This is a genomic window from Photorhabdus aballayi, from assembly GCF_026153155.1.
Taxonomy (GTDB): Bacteria; Pseudomonadota; Gammaproteobacteria; order Enterobacterales; family Enterobacteriaceae; genus Photorhabdus; species Photorhabdus luminescens.
Genome location: NZ_JAPFCD010000040.1, coordinates 29,671 through 45,894, shown reverse-complemented (window position 1 = coordinate 45,894; position 16,224 = coordinate 29,671). Strand labels below are relative to the sequence as shown.

Sequence of the window (16,224 nt, the reverse complement as noted above, 5' to 3'; positions counted from 1 at the left end):
GCGTTGTGTGGCGTTGAAAGCAGCACAAGGCAAAAAAGCAGTAAGTAGGATAAATCCGTCGGGAACGGAGTTGAACGTCGCGAGTCGCGACGGCCCGAAAGGCAAACGGCAGGAAAGTCGTTCGTCAACTGAAAAAGTACATAAATTTGTCGTGCTGCCTGCGTAATTGCAGGCAGCTTTGTATTTAGCGGTATATCATTGTTTCCTCTGACTGGAATTTGCCTTGAGCAAAGTTTTTTCCGCACTTCTTTAGATAATATAGTCTCCCTTCTTCCTGTAATCATTGAAATTTCTTTGGGATTTTGTCTCATGCGCTGTAAAAAAACTCTGCTTAAATAAGCCATAGTGCATTTAATGGGACTAGCGTTTGCACTATGAGTTCATGTCGTTAAATATTATCGCTAAATGAACCAAATTATAGGGAATGGGATTCGTTCGTATGCCTTCAACATTCTGATGATTAAGTGTATGCTCATGGTTTAGTTGATTAACAGGTTGTTTTCAATATTGGCTTTGAGCACTTTATAACGTAGCTTTTTCTTAATTGGTATAGGTTAATGAGAGTTCTATCCTAATTGCATTGCATACCGACTTGTACTTAAGCTAACAATGTAATTCATATCAACCTTGAGCTAATATCGAATGATTAATTTCGTCTGGACATTTCTCCTAAGCTGACTTAATGTCTGTGCCTCTGATTTTGATAGGTTTGGCATCTTAGTTATTGTTGTGGTTTGGTTCTTGCTGATTGTTGTGGTGCATTGCCTCTCGATCATTTGGTAATAAATCCTTCTGGTTAACAAAACCATGTCTTATATTTCCGCTCTAAAGGATGAGATTTTACGGTATATTGAATAAATTGGGGTTACAGTTTCACAACCAGACTAAGTTTAAAAAAATGTATCCTTACAGTGTATAAATATGTCATAACACTTCGTTTATTATCCTAACTTTACTAATTCTATATTGCATTGAAATATGAAGAAAAAACGTCCTATTTTGCAAGATGTTGCTGATCGTGTTGGTGTCACTAAAATGACGGTAAGTCGTTTCTTGCGTAATCCTGAGCAAGTTTCTGAGCAATTGCGAAAGAAAATAGCGGATGCTTTAGATGAGTTGGGTTATATTCCAAATAAAGTGCCGGATATTCTTTCAAATTCCACTAGTCATGCTATTGGTATTTTATTGCCTTCTTTAACTAACCAGGTTTTTGCGGAAGTTATCCGTGGTATCGAATATGTGACGGATAATCATGGTTATCAAACTATGTTAGCTCACTATGGCTATCGCTCAGAAAAGGAAGAAGAGCGTTTGATTTCTTTACTTTCCTATAATATTGATGGTTTGATTCTTTCAGAACGAACTCATACTCCACGAACTTTGAAGATGTTGGAAACGGCTGGTATCCCTGTTGTTGAGCTGATGGATTGTATTTCTCCTTGTTTTGATACGGCAGTCGGCATTGACAACTTTGAAGCAGCTCGGCAGATGACAATGGCAATGATTGAACGTGGTTGCCAGCGGGTGATTTATCTTGGCGCAAGGCAAGATGAAAGGACAATTATTCGTCTGGAGGGTTATGAGGCTGCAATGAAAAGTGCGGGGTTACCGCTGGGTAAGGTAATGACGCCAGACAGCTCTTCTTACACATTGGGAGGGCAGTTACTGAATGAAGCTCGGGCAAAATATCCTGATGTTGATGGTCTATTCTGTACTAACGATGACTTGGCTATCGGAGCAATTTTTGAGTGCCAACGTCAAGGGATAGCTGTACCACATGATATTGCAATAGCTGGCTTTCATGGCCATGATGTTGGTCAGGCGATGACACCAAAACTTGCCAGTGTATTGACGTCTCGTGACTTAATGGGGCGGAGGGCTGCTGAATTATTAATGGCTCGGCTGAGGGGCGAACATTTACCGCAAAAAATGATTGATATCGGTTTTCAGTTATCTTTGGGAGAGAGTATCTAATCGGTCTGCTGGATTTGCATTTTTTTGAGCTCATTTGTGATAAATGTCACATTTATATTTCCTGAATATTCCGTGTTGTTGCTAATTTCATCTCTACTTCTGATAATGTTACCGATAACAGTTACCGGTAACATTTTGTGGATAAAATATCTACGTTAAGGAGTTTATATGAGCGATACCCAGCATTCGAATCATGTTTTTGTGCTTATGGGGGTATCCGGTAGTGGTAAATCCGCTGTTGCCAGTGCTGCGGCCTATAAATTGGATTCTGCTTTTTTAGATGGTGATTTTTTACACCCAAGATCTAACATTAATAAGATGGCTAAAGGCTACGCACTGAATGATGAAGATCGTAAGCCTTGGTTGAAATCACTGAACCATGCAATTTTTGCTATGCAACGCACAAACCCGGTTTCCCTGATTGTTTGTTCTGCTTTAAAAAAGCATTACCGGGATATACTGCGTGATAATAATAAGAATCTATCATTTCTTTATATGAAAGGTGACTTTGATTTAATTGAAAGTCGATTGAAGGCACGTAAAGATCATTTTTTTAAACCTCAAATGTTGGTATCTCAGTTTGAGGCATTAGAAGAGCCGGGGAGTGATGAACAGGATGTTTATCTAGTTGACATTAGATCATCTCTTGATGAAGTGATAAATCACTCGATAAGAATAATTAATAGTGTCATTTCAGGGGAAAAATAATGAGTACTTTAACCTTAGTGCTGACTGCGGTGGGTTCTGTTCTCTTACTATTGTTTCTGGTGATGAAAGTCAGAATACACGCTTTTGTTGCGTTAATACTGGTTTCTATGGGAGCGGGTGTTTTTTCTGGTATGCCACTGGATAAAATTGCTGAAACAATGCAAGAAGGAATGGGAGGAACGTTAGGTTTTCTGGCTATTGTTGTCGCACTGGGGGCGATGTTTGGTAAAGTTTTGCATGAAACAGGCGCACTGGATCAGATTGCGGTTAAATTACTAAATAGTTTTGGTGAAAAGAATGCTCATTATTCATTGGGGATCGCTGGCTTGGTTTGTGCTTTGCCGTTGTTCTTTGATGTAGCGATTGTTTTATTGATTGGCGTGGCGTTTGCAGTAGCGCGTCGTACTGGCGGTAATGTAGTGAAGCTAGTTATTCCTCTATTTGCTGGTGTTGCCGCCGCCGCAGCGTTTTTGTTACCTGGTCCAGCACCGATGCTGTTGGCTTCACAGATGAATGCTGACTTTGGCTGGATGATTTTGATCGGTATCAGTGCAGCGATTCCTGGGATGTTACTGGCAGGGCCAATCTTCGGTAGTTTTATCAGTAAGTATGTTACTTTGGATTTACCCACCGATATAAATGAGCCAAGTCTTGGTCAAGGTAAGATGCCATCTTTTGGTTTGAGTTTGTCACTGGTTCTATTCCCTTTGGTTTTGGTTGGATTAAAGGCTATTGGTGAGAATTTTGTTGAACAGGGTTCTGAGTTGTATCAGTGGCTTGAATTTATCGGTCATCCATTTTCTGCGATTTTGGTTGCTTGTTTGATTGCTATTTATGGTTTGGCGATTCGCCGTGGGATGAGTAAAGAAAAGGTGATGGATATTTGTTCTTCGGCTATTCAACCGGCTGGCATTATTTTATTGGTGACGGGGGCTGGCGGTGTATTCAAACAAGTATTGGTGGATTCTGGTGTTGGTCCCGCTTTAGGGAACGCATTGATTGGGGCGGGGTTGCCTATTGCATTAGCGTGTTTCATCCTGGCTGGTACAGTACGTATTATTCAAGGTTCTGCAACCGTTGCTTGTTTGACAACTGTTGGTTTGATTTTGCCAGTTGTTGATCTTTTGGGATATTCTGGCGCCCAGCTTGCGGCCCTTTCAATCTGTATTGCAGGTGGTTCTTTGGTATTGAGCCATGTTAATGACTCAGGCTTTTGGTTATTTGGTAAATTTACTGGTGCAACAGAATCTCAGACGCTGAAAACTTGGTCGATTATGGAAACTATTCTTGGAACAACAGGCGCGGCTGTTGGAATGGTTTTCTTTGCCATGTTGTAATTTATATAAATTCAGGGATTGTATTAGATTGATACCGCCTTCTTTAGAAGGCGGCTATCTGGAAATATTGGTGATATTAAAATAGTGTTCTTGCTAACGGGTGACGGTGGCACCAGCGATCTTTATAAGCAAAAGTAGGCTTGCCAATAGAATAGCGCATCGTTTTTTGATGCTGCTGGCAGAGCGCTGAAGCATTTTGAATATTTAACCACATAACAATGCTTCCAAGGCTGAGGTTAGCGTATCCAGGATCGTATCCACCATTTACTGCATCGAATGAAATCCATTGAGGGCTGTCTGATTTTATAACTAAATCGTAGGCTGCTGGGGTTCCATTGATAGTTAATACACATCCGTACAGATGCTGTTTGAGTTCGATGTATAATTCGATTAATTTTCCTTTTTCTGCTTCACTGTGTTTTTCCCCCCACCGTTTTTCATACAGTATGGTGTAAATATCAACAAATTCCTGGCAGGTGAAATCATCAATTTGATGTATTTCTCCGCCTGCGCGTTTAAATCTATTAATTTCATTACTCCGATTTCTTCTTGTTTTATAAGAGAAATCTTCTTTAGCAAGGCATATTGTTCGCTTGTTTAATCGGCCATAATAGATATTGACAAAGTTTTCTTTGTGCAGGGGCGATATGGTTTTAGATTTCCCTGGGATGATGGTTTTTAGGTGTTTGGCGATAGGAAAGATAATTTCATCATAGGTGAAGAAGTGGTAGTCCTTTTGGTGACTTGCTGCCAGATGATGATCTTTACATGTAAAGTATGCCCCTTCGATAACGTTTTCTATTTGTGGATTTTCTTTGACGTAAAAGATAAAGCTATTGCCAAATTTTTCATTTAAAAAGCGTACAATATCTGGATGGGTAGATATTCCACCACCATAAAGAGAATACGCTTGTTGATAACGTTCGAAACTACATTCTTTCCAGCCGGAGATGAGCCTTTTTATAGAGCTGAGAGGATACTTTTTTGGAAAAATCATATTTTAAATACTCTTTTTAACGCTATGTTTTACGCATGGTATAAACTTATTTTTCAACGTATTAAATACAACAAAAAAGATGATTTGTCTTTATTAAATGGGTTTCTTGTGAGCTCATACATATTGTAAATCTAAGATTATAAGTTTAGTTTTTCTGCACTAAAAACAGAATAAGTATTTAGTACTATTCCCAACCAAGCTTTCTTGTTGCTTATTGATCGAGAATATTTATTAATTGTTGATATAAAGCTTCAGCGCTGCGTTCATAACCTGCGGCTGAAAGGTGAACATAATCAGGGCGAGCAAGATCTTGTTGTGCCCAGCGCCTAATTGAGCATTTTCCACCCATATATTCACGCCAGTTCCAGAATAGTGTGTGCTGATCTTGAGCGACTTGTTGTTGAATATGGATGATATTATCTAACATTGTTGGTTGTTGTGCTGCACAACTTGTAAGTTGGTTGTTTTTCAAAGAATCACTCGGCCCAATAATAAGGATAACTGCTTGTGGTAACTGATTACGAATCTGCTTTATCTTGGTTTCCAGTTGCTGGCGATAGCTTGATAAATCAAGGGAATGATTAAATGCCTCATTTGTGCCATAAGCGAGGATTACCATATCAGGATGCATTTGAACTAATGTATCAATCCAGTTTGGCTGCCACTTATCCATCATATTAATAGTTGCACCATTAATACCCAAGGCAGATAACATAATACCTGATTGTTTACGTTTGATAAACCAGCCGCCTAATTTTAATTGATTATTTTGTATCGCCATAATATTAACTGGGAATGTAACTGATTCTTCAGTAGAAAATTGCCAGTGACCGTGGGTTGCCGGTAATTTCAGTATTCGTTTGGTTGCAGATTGAACCAGAATCTGAGCATCACCCGATGCTTGGTATAATGTCTCGAGTTGATAGCGATTATGAGATGGTGTAAACAGTCTTAGAATTAATTGACTTATTTGGCTATTAGGTTCTGCAATTGCACCGCCGAGAGGAAAATCAGGCCGATTATCTTTACGGCTGGTAGTGAGTTTCCATTGCTGTTTATTACCGGTCATATTGACCATAGCGTTGCGTTGGCCTGGCACATTCATTGGGCTAACAAAACCAATCCCTGCATCGCCAAAACGTTGTTGCAATAAAGAGCGAAGCCTGCCAGTAAAAAAGTCTGCGGCGGTATGAGAATCTCCTATCTGAACAAAATGCAGTTGATTATGACCACTGTTATGCAGTTTATTTGCCAGTAGGGCTAAATTCGGTTCACCAAAGTCTATTAGCTGGTGGTTTTTTGCAGGCTGTTGTATTGGCAATGGCTCTGGTGTTTGTTTATGGCACGATATCAAACTTAAAGAGAGTATGATGACCAAGCCAATGCCGACAGATTGGTATTGCCGACGGAGTTGTTTAACTATTTCCATTTTGTTTGGTTCCATTTTGTTTGGCAGGTTCCTGAATAAATTTAATCAATGAAAATATGTTGTCTGAGATAGTTTGCTGGCCTTTCAAGCTAAAGTGTATACCATCACCGCTTCTGAGTTTAATTTTGTTACTATTGTCGCCAATATAATCGGAATAGTCATTTGCATGATATTTAAAAATATCATTAACCGAAACGTAAATTTCTCCAGCTTTCATTACTTCCGATTGATACAAGGAACTCAGATATTCCATGTTGGCGGAAAGTTTTTTTTGCCGCATGTTGGGAGGGCCAATCCAGATAATATCAGCACCGTGGTTACGTGCTTCAGTGAGGATCGCGTCGATACGTTGGCGATAGAGGTTTTCCCAATCGGGAGTGGCGAATTTCAGGTAGATGTTTCCATGTTTTGGCGGCATATCCCAGGGATCATTTGGCCCTAAAAAAATAACGATTAGCTTGATATCATGGTTGGCTTCCAGTGTTTTATTGATAGTTTCCGGCCAGTTAAAAAAACTGGGATAAGCAAGCCCAGTACTTTGTTTGCTGAGATTAATACTTGAAATACTGTAATCTTGATAGAGCCGACGTTTCAGATGGGGAGCAATACCCTGCATCATAGAATCTCCAGCAAACAGCACTTTATCTTTGGCTGTCAGTGTCACGTTGGTTTTAGCGATAACCATACTGGGGGAAACGTTATTCCTTGAATTATGGGGAATTGATGAATTGACGGGATTCGAATGGGGAGATTGCTGTAATAATTCAGGGAAAGTTGCAGGCAGATTTGTAACAGAAGAGGGATAACCGCTCAGAAGCCTTAGTCCGATCTGAAAATCCGCGGGTAGTGTGATATTAGTTTCTTGAAGAGTTTGCTGATGGTTATTGCTGATAATATGTGACATAAAAGCTTCCCCGGCAGCGAGCGCGCCTTGTTCTAGGTTATCACCGAAATCCCAGAGCGGATAACCTTGTAAAGTTGCCCAAAAACTTTGTTGGTGATATTCCTGTTGCCAGAATCTATCCAGTGAACGATGATTTAGCCAGATTAACAGTAGGCTAGTTAATATTACGGTAAAAGTGACTTGTCCGGCTGTTTTTAAGTTAGATTTGAATTCAGAAATTGGCATAAATGAATCCTGGTATTCCTTGTGGTGAAAGCATAAATACCAAAGTCAGAATAATCGCTAATGGTATTGGGTAGTATATCCATGAAATCTGAGAATGTATTTTTTTGATCACTATTTTTAGATTAATCAACCACGGATAAATAATAAAAAGTCCCCAGAACATCAGTAACAGCCCACTGTTGGCTATTATCGAGTGAAATAAATCTGATGATATCAATTGATTTAATAGTGTTAGTGCATCATCTAGAGTAGGACAACGGAAGAAAACCCATGCCAGACAGACAAAGTGGAAAGTGATAATTCTGGATAAAAATAGGATGACTAGATTTTGGGGAATATTTTGATTTTTTTTGTCAATTGAGGAAAATAACTGATATTTAATATTGAGGATTATTAATCCCAGTCCATGAATAGCTCCCCAGATCATGAAGTTAATTCCGGCTCCATGCCATAACCCGGAGATTACCATAGCAACAAATAAATTAAGATTTTTACGTACAAATCCTTTTTTATTGCCGCCAAAAGGAATATAGACATAATCACGGATAAATTCGGATAAACTGATATGCCAACGGCGCCAGAAGGCTTGTAAATTTTCAGCCAGATAAGGGGCATTGAAGTTTTTAGGTACCCTAAAACCAAGGAGTAGCGCTAATCCAGTAACAAGGTTGGTATAACCAGAGAAATTAAAATAGATATGCCAGGCATAGGCATAGATACCAACCAGAATTTGCCCCGCATTGTAGCTGGCAGGATCATCAAAAACCGGATTGACATAATTCTCGGATAAGTAAGAGCTGAACAAGAATAGCTTGGTTATCGCTAGTGCAATGAGTAATATGGCTTTTGATGGTTCAAGGATTACTCTTGATGAAATCTCGATTTGAGGCAGGAAATCTTTAGCTCGGTTGATTGGCCCGGCAACAATACTTGGAAAAAAGCATAGATATAAAGCGACATTAGGAAATGATGCTTTGGGCATTTCTTTTTTTGCGACAGCGACGACATAGCTGACGGAATGAAATACATAGAAAGATAAACCCAAAGGGACGAGTAGTGTCAGTACAGGTAAATCTATGGATAAGCCAAATTCGGCAAATGCTTGTTGGAGGCTTTCCTGAAAGAAGGAATAATATTTGAATAGAGTGAAGCACCCCAGAATACCTATCGTCAGGATCGTAAACGTGATGCGATTGGATAGAAATTTACTGGCTATGTTTGTTAAAAGATAAATAAATAGCGTATAGCCAAATAGGATGCCGGCGAAAAGTGGATTAAAGGAAAAGACAAACAGATAACTTGCAATTATTAGCAAATAGTTTTGTGTTTTCACATTTTTTTGTAGCATCCAATACAAGAGAAAGAAGGCAACAAAGGAACCAAGAAACTCAAAAGAAAAGAAATTCATATTAAACTCTGGCCAATCATTTTGTCTCGATATAGGTTAATATTGATTGATATTATAGTATCTAATCTAAACATTCTATCAATGAAAAGAACAAACTGATGGACATAAGGAAATCATCCGTCCCATTGTTAGCTATGGTAACGGATGATATTGGTATTTAGCACAAAATATTCATGATAATGGTTTACTTAAGCCCTTAGTCATGGTCGTTTTTAGCTAACTTTTGCGCCTGAGTAATAAGCCCTTTATTGCTGTTAAATACTTTGTGCAGGTAGTTGTTGTAAGTTGAACCCAATTGTGAATACCCTTCAAGATTATCAATCAATTTGCTGGTATTTAGTGATTCTTGAAGGTTTCTCTGCTTGGCGCGTGAAACACGTAATGATTCATAAGCGTTATGAGTATTCATATTTTTCATATAGGCTTCGACAGAATCATTGATGGTTGGGTAAGAGAAATAACCCTTTATTTTACCTTGGGTTTTCTTACAGTTGTTACCGCAACGCATACCGAATAAATTGTTATTCTGTTGTGCAAGTTTAGATGTTCCCCAGCCAGATTCTGTTGCGGCCTGAGTGGCGACAAAATGGGTCGGGATGATATCAACACGATTTAGTAGCTTGTTCCAGTTAACTTTTTTAGGCGAACTGCTACAGCTCACGTTGTAGTTTTTGCAAATTTGGTGCAGGCGCTTGGTATCTTGTATGGACCAATGCTTGGCATGTTGGTGTTCCAATAGCCATTTCCGTTCCTGCATAATTTGTTGATTGTGTTTATCAATCACAGGGACAACAACATTTAAAAACGCTTTCTTACGTAGGGTGCCCGAAGGGTATTTTCGCAAATCCGGCAAACTGCTTTGCATGTCATTGTGAGAATACTCTATGCTTTTAGCGGTGCTGGTTGAGGCGTGACTAAAAGCGGAAAACAATAGTGAGATAAAGAAAGCGAAGATGGCAGTTGTCCTCATCGTTTGAGAGGGCATTGCTTTTCCTCGTTTGTTCTGAATAAAAAACAAGCTGATGTTAGCAAAATAAATCCACCATAGCCAGAGTTATTAGCGATTCATAAATATATTTTCTGTAATAAAAATTATTATTTTGCTAGTTTGCTCTGTAGTTTTTTATTAATTTATATATGGTTATGTGCTGTTTGTGTACAAAATATTACCTGTCTGGGTTGAATTATTCATCAGATATAATCATGGTTTTTTAGTTAATTGTGTGCCTGTAAGTCGCTTTCTCAACAGAAAAGTGATTTGTAAACCAGCTAGTATAATATCGAAAGTGATTTAACTTAGTTTTATATAGTACTGTTAATTATAGTACTGCTAATCGTAAGAACACCGCGGCGAGTAATAAACTAATTGATATTAATATTGCCGTTATAAGAATAAGTATCATTTTCATAAAAAGGTAACCTGTTACCGAAATGGTCTCTTTCCTCTGTGAGTTAAAATTAAGTCGTATCTGTCAGGCTTAATCTAATCTTATAATATATCTATTGTTATTGGTGCGGTGCAGGATATTCGATATGGTTCTAAATGTTAAGTTAAAATAAGTAACAATGTGTTACAAATATTTACTCCGGGTGATATTGTTAGTGGGTAATAATATAGGTGTATATAAGAATAAAAAAATTTTAATAATTTATTTGTTGATAATATAAAAATTTATCTTTTTATTTTTATATTAAAGGTGTTTTTTGGGATGGAAAATTATATTTTTATTATGTTGGGTTAAATTGTTTCTTACATTTTTGCATTGTGTGTAATTATATCAATTACTCTGGTTTTTATTTTAGTTTTATTTTTATGTTATTGATTTTAATGAATTATTTTCATTGTTAATTAATGAAAATTGAGTATTTTTATATATTTTAAATTTTATTTTTATATGATTTTTTGTCGTATTTTCTCGTTGAAATATATTTTTATTTCTGGTTGATTATTGTTTTTGTTTATTATTTAATAAGGTTTTTTAATATTCTTGTTGATATTGTTTTCTTAATTTTATTGATAAGTGTAAGTATGTTTTTTCTATTTTTCGTAGAATTACACTATTTTATTAAGAAATTAATTGAGTTTGCGTAATTACTTAATGCTAGGATTATCATTGTGTTACGCCAATTCAGGGTAGGCTATAAATGTAAATGAATTTTTCTCCAGAAACACTTTATTACAAATTATTACTTATTGAAACATAAATTCTTAATTCGGATGGAGAAAATAAGAGGCATCTCCTTTGCCTCTTGGTTAATTTTCCTATTGGTTAATTTTCCTATTGGTTAATTGTATTCAAAGTTCAGAACGGAAGTTGCTTTCAGTTCCCCTGTTACGATGCTTTGGGGAGCATAAACGTGGTAGTAAGCATTAAGGTCAATGGCAAAGTTTTTATCGATGACATTCCCGGAGTTTTTGCTAAATAACAGTGTCGCACCGTGGGATGAGGATTGCGAAGCACTGAAAACTATAGGTGTTGAATTACCTGACTGAGAGACACGGATACCAACGCCTTTAGCGGCGCCAGCTTTGTTATCAATTAAAGTTCGATTGTCATTTGGCAGCAAATTATTACTGCTCAGGTAAGCTTTAACTGAACGTGAAGTTTTACCGTTTTGGAGATATTTGCATTCAAAGTTGAGGGTAAAAGGTGTTTCTCCTCTATCTGTTCCGTTAAGCAATCTAATGCGGTTGACTTTTGGTAGATTCACAGTTAATCCATCATTTAAGAAGTGACAAGTTGTATCTCTGTGATTAAAAATCATTGTGACGGGTTGGTAATAGATATCTTCAGAATGCGTCGGCCACTCCCAGGTAAGAACAAAAGTTAGGAAATCGGTAGCGAAACGGAGAATGGCATCAAGGAGTCCTAAGTTGGTGGTATCCATTGCAATGACAGCGGTTTTTAATGTTGCAGAATTGCCGGAAAAGACATGAATATTACTACCGCCGGGTCTGCCGCTCAGTAGCTTTACATTAAGCGTAAATTGGGCTTGCAATTTGCTGGCAGGATATGTGTCGTTACTGTTTCCCAGATTAATAGTGTTGCCGGGAGAAAGATTCGTAATAGTCACTTCGGCATAATCTTTGCCGCCATTGAATCCTAAGACGACTTTGTTTTTGGTAAACGGCGAACCGTTGGCAACAGAGTTTTGTTTCCATAATGAATTTCTTGTGCATGTAAAGTAGCCGGAATATTGGGTGTTGAGTATCCAAGTTGCATTACTGTTCAGGGTGAGATTATCTGTCATATCAACCGTGATTGCCGGTGCCGTTATCGCGTATTTGGGCTGGCAATCTGCATAAGCTAGGCTGCTGCTCAGACTAATTATAGCCGCCAGATACAATGATTTAAGATAAAATGGCTTAAGTTTCATTATCTTCTCCCTTAACGGCAAATATTGGCGGTTGAGCCCATTTCAGGTTGTGGATTGTTTATTATGCAGTTCTTTTCGCCTAGCTGACCGATGCGGACATAAACTTGCGATGGTAATTTTTCTGCTCGTAGGAAAACCATACTGCCCTGACCAACGTATCCCAAGCTGTTACCTTTTGAATCGACAATTTCAGTACCGAAAGGTAAAGGTTTACCATCAGCTTGAGCAGCGTAGAAAATAAAGGTCTTCCGCTGGTCTGTTTTAAATCCGAGATGGGTAATTGCACCGGAATATGGCGCAACATCTCTGATGTTACCGATAAGTTCAGCGGCATCTTCCGGCACTTCGCTGGTATCTAGCATGATGGCGTTTTTACGGTAAGGAGAAAGATAAGGTATCAGCAACTTACCGCTGTTGTTTGTCACCATGCTTTTATCACCATTCACAGAAGCGTTTGCTGTGCCTGGCGCATCAATGATGGCGAAAGTTTCTCCAATCTGATTAGCAGCCAAAATTCCGCCTTGATAAGCAACTAAACTACCGGTTGCGCCAAGCCCGATTTGGCGGTATTCCTTGGATTGGCTATAAGAGCTACTCAATGTGGAAACGGATGTCTTATAGGTCAAATTTGCACTAGTTGTTGTCGACCCGCTTTTCTGATCTGAAATATTGAAGTGGTAATTCAAACGGTTGTTTGGACCTGCGCTACCGCTTAATCCCAAGTCACTGTTGTTATAGTGACTTTCATTGATTGAGACATTACTGGTCAGATAGGCAGGGTAGTCAAACAACTCAAAAGGAATAGATAACATCAGATAATAGCGCTGCTCCTCTTTACTCTCTTTTTCATTGATATTGTACCGAACACGGCTTGCTGTCAGGGAATAATTGATTTTACCCAGACTGTTGGAATACCCCATTTGATACTCTCTACTTTTATTCTGGGTTCCCCAGTAATCACGGAATGTTCCCGAAAGAAAAAGCGAACCTGCACGACTGCCAAGATGTTGGTTCAAATTGATATTGAAAGTGTTTTTTTGATGAGAATAGTATTGTTGATTATATCCGTTGCTTATCCAGTCATGCAGATCAATCGCATCAATTAGGGTAAGATAATTTTTAGTTGAATAACGATAAGCCGCCAGAGAGAAATTTGTTTTTGTTTGTGGAACATAGCGGCTATAAGCTAATTTGTAGCTTTGGCCTTTCATGGTGGGGCTATTATCAAATTTGGCGCTGGACTGTGAAACGTCAATTGAGATAGCGCCAATGGGTAGATTAAAACCACTGCCTAACAGTAGCGAGTAATAATCTTTACTGATAGTGGTGCCTGTATAGCCGGTCAGGATATTATTAAAACCATATTGATAGCTGGCTTGAAAAAAGTTTGGTTTATAACGACTGTTGGCAATATGTGTTTTGCCAGCACTGATATCATATTTGCCAAGACCTTCTTTCATCATATTAGGGACGGATGAAAAGGGGACGATAAAGCTGTTAATACGTCTGTCTGCTTCCGTCACTTCAACGAGCAAATCACCACCTGAACCTGTTGGTAAAATAGTATCAATGGCAAACGGCCCCGGAGGTACATTACCTTGATAAATAACAACATTATTTTGGATAATTTTTACCAGGGCGTTAGTCTGCGCAACTCCCCTGACGATAGGGGAAAACCCTTGCCAGGCATCGGGGTACATGCGCATATCTGTTTTCAGATTGATACCTCGAAAGCGGAAAGAGTCGAATAAATCGCTTGATGTATAACTATCGCCAATGCGAAGTTCTGAATTAATTGATGAAATTCCCCGTTGCAGATAACGGGTATTGTTACTCCATTTATTACCATTTGAACGTGTGTAATGATAAGAGGATTGATCGCGTAATTGCCAGCCAAATAGATTCAAACCGCTATTGAGTGACACGTAAGCATTATCTTCATTTTCACGGTCGCGGTTCTGTTTATTTCTATTTTGAGTACGGTAATAGTTGGCATTATAAGACAGCATAGCGCCGGGGATACCTCTGTCCCAGAATGCAGGATCGATATAGCCTTTTAGTTCGTTTTTGATATACGCTTGTGGGACAACCAGATGCAGACTAAGTTTAGGAACATCGAGATTGGCGGTTCCTTCATGTATTATTTTAGTAAGAAGAATCTCATCTTTGGATAAGTTTGATTCTGATAATTGGTTTTTATCAATTTTTATACCTAACCTGGGAAGATCTTCATTGAGCAGGTAGATATCTCTGCCATCGTTCTGGATATTAATATCAAATCTTCCTTTCCAGTCATTATTCAGATATATGTCAATATCGTAACGGCCGGTGGGCAGTTCTGACGTGGAATAAAATCGGGATAAATCCGCTTTTGCCGATTCGCCGACCAGAAAATCGGTATTAAATGTTGCGGCATAGCATAAACAATCTGTATACAGAATTATGCCTATTATCAGAATTAACGGACTAACTTTTTCTTTTATCATGTTCTATGCTATGCCAATAATTTCACTATTGAAGTGGTAAAGTTAATTTATTTATAGCACCAAAATCATCAACAATAGCCAGAGTTAATTTGTCCCCGGCTTTTACTTTTTCATTGGTACTGAATGAATGAGAAGAGAACGGTTTTATAATTGTTCCTTCATTTAGTAAGTTAGGTTGAGTGTCAGCAGATTTAAGGCCGACGACATTCATAAAATAGGGGGATGAATTCTCCAATTTTAATTGGTTACCCTCACGTTTTAATGCAATATGTTGTTGGATCTGTTTCGGCGAAATAGACAGCTTATCAGGCCGGTAGAAAAATTTTATCCGGGTACGAATAGCAATCTGCATAATGTTTTTGTCGCCAATGTTTTCTGCAACGGGCGGAATATCCAGAACATTTAAATAAAATAGCGATTCACGATCAGCAGGTAGGTTGCTGTTGATGTACTTAATTCTTAATTGTTGCCCGTTATTGCCATCAATTTTGACAACTGGGGGGGTGAGTAAAAAGGGGACTTTAGCTGTTTCAGGCGTTGAATTAGGATCGCCATCATCTATCCAGGATTGTACCAGAGAGGGTTGGTCTCCTGCATTTAATAATTGAACCGATACCTCTTTATTATTGGCTGGATAAATAACACGTGTTGTATTAATAACGATGTTGGCATGAGCCGATAAAGTCGTTATCCCTAATAATATAGTTAAAAATAATTTCTTCATAACGTTATTTTTGCCAAATTAAATAAGCCTATTTAAATAAATAGGCTTTGTTTATTGTAGTAAGTAATTATAGATAAGTAACGTGATAAGTAACCATCGTTATTACTTTACCTGGATCTGCATCAGCAGTGCCTACTTTGTAGTATTTGGCGTAGAAATCAACAAGTTCAGTTGTTGGCGTAGAGCCTTTGATTCCTGTATCAAACGCTTTATTCAGCATAATCGGCGTGTTTTCGTCGGTGTGTTTAACAATCGCGATACCGACGTTTTTCGGCTTGCCATTTGCATGAAGCTCTTGGTTTATAAGATATTTCGCATCATTGGAAATGGTGTGTGATGATGAGAACTGGATTTTCAACATCGAGGTTGCCGGGTCAAAACCGGCGGCATTGGACTGGCAGTTAGAAAATTCCAGTGAAAATGATTTCTTACCATGATCAATTAAGCCTTCCTTTTGACCGGCTTGAGTGACTGAGATCGGTTCCAATATAATCGACAGATTCGCTGAAGAACCGCCGTTAATAGTACAAGTGGCATCAGTAACAGCGCCAGAGAAATGTAATGTGCCGCCAGCAGACTTATCTACTGCAACAGCAGAGCCTGTGGCAAAAATAAGTGCGGCGGTGGTTGATAACGCTAGTTTATTCATTTTTC

The 16,224-nt window shown here is 38.4% G+C and carries 12 protein-coding genes; 3 read left to right on the top strand and 9 right to left on the bottom strand.

Annotated features, from left to right (window positions below):
* Window positions 1–978: 978 nt before the first annotated feature.
* From gntR to gntU, 3 genes are all read left to right on the top strand, one after another.
* Window positions 979–1,974, top strand: coding sequence for a gluconate operon transcriptional repressor GntR (gene gntR / locus OO184_RS17670; protein WP_265380305.1), 996 nt, complete (start codon window positions 979–981; stop codon window positions 1,972–1,974).
* 168 nt (window positions 1,975–2,142) lie between these two features.
* On the top strand, window positions 2,143–2,682 hold the full coding sequence (gene gntK, locus OO184_RS17665) for a gluconokinase (RefSeq protein ID WP_265380304.1): 540 nt from the start codon (window positions 2,143–2,145) through the stop codon (window positions 2,680–2,682).
* On the top strand, window positions 2,682–4,019 hold the full coding sequence (gntU, locus tag OO184_RS17660; RefSeq protein ID WP_265380303.1) for a gluconate transporter: 1,338 nt from the start codon (window positions 2,682–2,684) through the stop codon (window positions 4,017–4,019). Before gntK ends, gntU begins: the two co-directional genes overlap by 1 nt.
* Window positions 4,020–4,095: 76 nt before the next feature.
* Here the strand turns inward: gntU and OO184_RS17655 are convergent, their stop codons facing one another.
* The 9 genes from OO184_RS17655 to OO184_RS17615 all read right to left on the bottom strand — a co-directional run bounded on the left by OO184_RS17655 (window position 4,096) and on the right by OO184_RS17615 (window position 16,219).
* On the bottom strand, window positions 4,096–5,016 hold the full coding sequence (locus OO184_RS17655; protein WP_265380302.1) for a GNAT family N-acetyltransferase: 921 nt from the start codon (window positions 5,014–5,016) through the stop codon (window positions 4,096–4,098).
* Window positions 5,017–5,227: 211 nt separating this feature from the next.
* On the bottom strand, window positions 5,228–6,445 hold the full coding sequence (locus OO184_RS17650) for an SGNH/GDSL hydrolase family protein (protein ID WP_265380301.1): 1,218 nt from the start codon (window positions 6,443–6,445) through the stop codon (window positions 5,228–5,230).
* Window positions 6,432–7,574 carry an SGNH/GDSL hydrolase family protein gene (locus OO184_RS17645; protein WP_265380300.1) on the bottom strand — a complete coding sequence of 381 codons (1,143 nt, stop codon included), beginning with the start codon at window positions 7,572–7,574 and terminating at the stop codon, window positions 6,432–6,434. The genes OO184_RS17650 and OO184_RS17645 overlap by 14 nt, the downstream gene beginning before the upstream one ends.
* Complete coding sequence (locus OO184_RS17640) at window positions 7,561–8,982, bottom strand: MBOAT family O-acyltransferase (protein ID WP_265380299.1); 1,422 nt, start codon at window positions 8,980–8,982, stop codon at window positions 7,561–7,563. The genes OO184_RS17645 and OO184_RS17640 overlap by 14 nt, the downstream gene beginning before the upstream one ends.
* A 196-nt stretch (window positions 8,983–9,178) precedes the next feature.
* Window positions 9,179–9,967, bottom strand: coding sequence for a protein bax (locus tag OO184_RS17635; protein WP_265380298.1), 789 nt, complete (start codon window positions 9,965–9,967; stop codon window positions 9,179–9,181).
* A gap of 1,301 nt (window positions 9,968–11,268) precedes the next feature.
* Window positions 11,269–12,360: a fimbrial protein gene (locus tag OO184_RS17630; protein ID WP_265380297.1), complete on the bottom strand. Its 1,092-nt coding sequence runs from the start codon at window positions 12,358–12,360 to the stop codon at window positions 11,269–11,271.
* A gap of 11 nt (window positions 12,361–12,371) precedes the next feature.
* Entirely contained in the window at window positions 12,372–14,846 is a 2,475-nt protein-coding gene (locus tag OO184_RS17625) for a fimbria/pilus outer membrane usher protein (RefSeq protein WP_265380296.1), read from the bottom strand.
* 25 nt (window positions 14,847–14,871) lie between these two features.
* Window positions 14,872–15,570: a fimbrial biogenesis chaperone gene (locus OO184_RS17620; protein WP_265380295.1), complete on the bottom strand. Its 699-nt coding sequence runs from the start codon at window positions 15,568–15,570 to the stop codon at window positions 14,872–14,874.
* A 67-nt stretch (window positions 15,571–15,637) separates the two neighbouring features.
* Window positions 15,638–16,219: a fimbrial protein gene (locus OO184_RS17615; protein ID WP_265380294.1), complete on the bottom strand. Its 582-nt coding sequence runs from the start codon at window positions 16,217–16,219 to the stop codon at window positions 15,638–15,640.
* Window positions 16,220–16,224 lie beyond the last annotated feature (5 nt).

Excerpts from the sequence above, each read along its gene's own strand:
- OO184_RS17625 (WP_265380296.1), bottom strand. The coding sequence starts at position 14,846 with ATGATAAAAGAAAAAGTTAGTCCGTTAATTCTGATAATAGGCATAATT.
- OO184_RS17615 (WP_265380294.1), bottom strand. The coding sequence starts at position 16,219 with ATGAATAAACTAGCGTTATCAACCACCGCCGCACTTATTTTTGCCACA.
- OO184_RS17620 (WP_265380295.1), bottom strand. The coding sequence starts at position 15,570 with ATGAAGAAATTATTTTTAACTATATTATTAGGGATAACGACTTTATCG.
- OO184_RS17650 (WP_265380301.1), bottom strand. The coding sequence starts at position 6,445 with ATGGAAATAGTTAAACAACTCCGTCGGCAATACCAATCTGTCGGCATT.
- OO184_RS17655 (WP_265380302.1), bottom strand. The coding sequence starts at position 5,016 with ATGATTTTTCCAAAAAAGTATCCTCTCAGCTCTATAAAAAGGCTCATC.
- gntK (WP_265380304.1), top strand. The coding sequence starts at position 2,143 with ATGAGCGATACCCAGCATTCGAATCATGTTTTTGTGCTTATGGGGGTA.
- OO184_RS17635 (WP_265380298.1), bottom strand. The coding sequence starts at position 9,967 with ATGCCCTCTCAAACGATGAGGACAACTGCCATCTTCGCTTTCTTTATC.
- OO184_RS17640 (WP_265380299.1), bottom strand. The coding sequence starts at position 8,982 with ATGAATTTCTTTTCTTTTGAGTTTCTTGGTTCCTTTGTTGCCTTCTTT.
- OO184_RS17645 (WP_265380300.1), bottom strand. The coding sequence starts at position 7,574 with ATGCCAATTTCTGAATTCAAATCTAACTTAAAAACAGCCGGACAAGTC.
- OO184_RS17630 (WP_265380297.1), bottom strand. The coding sequence starts at position 12,360 with ATGAAACTTAAGCCATTTTATCTTAAATCATTGTATCTGGCGGCTATA.
- gntR (WP_265380305.1), top strand. The coding sequence starts at position 979 with ATGAAGAAAAAACGTCCTATTTTGCAAGATGTTGCTGATCGTGTTGGT.
- gntU (WP_265380303.1), top strand. The coding sequence starts at position 2,682 with ATGAGTACTTTAACCTTAGTGCTGACTGCGGTGGGTTCTGTTCTCTTA.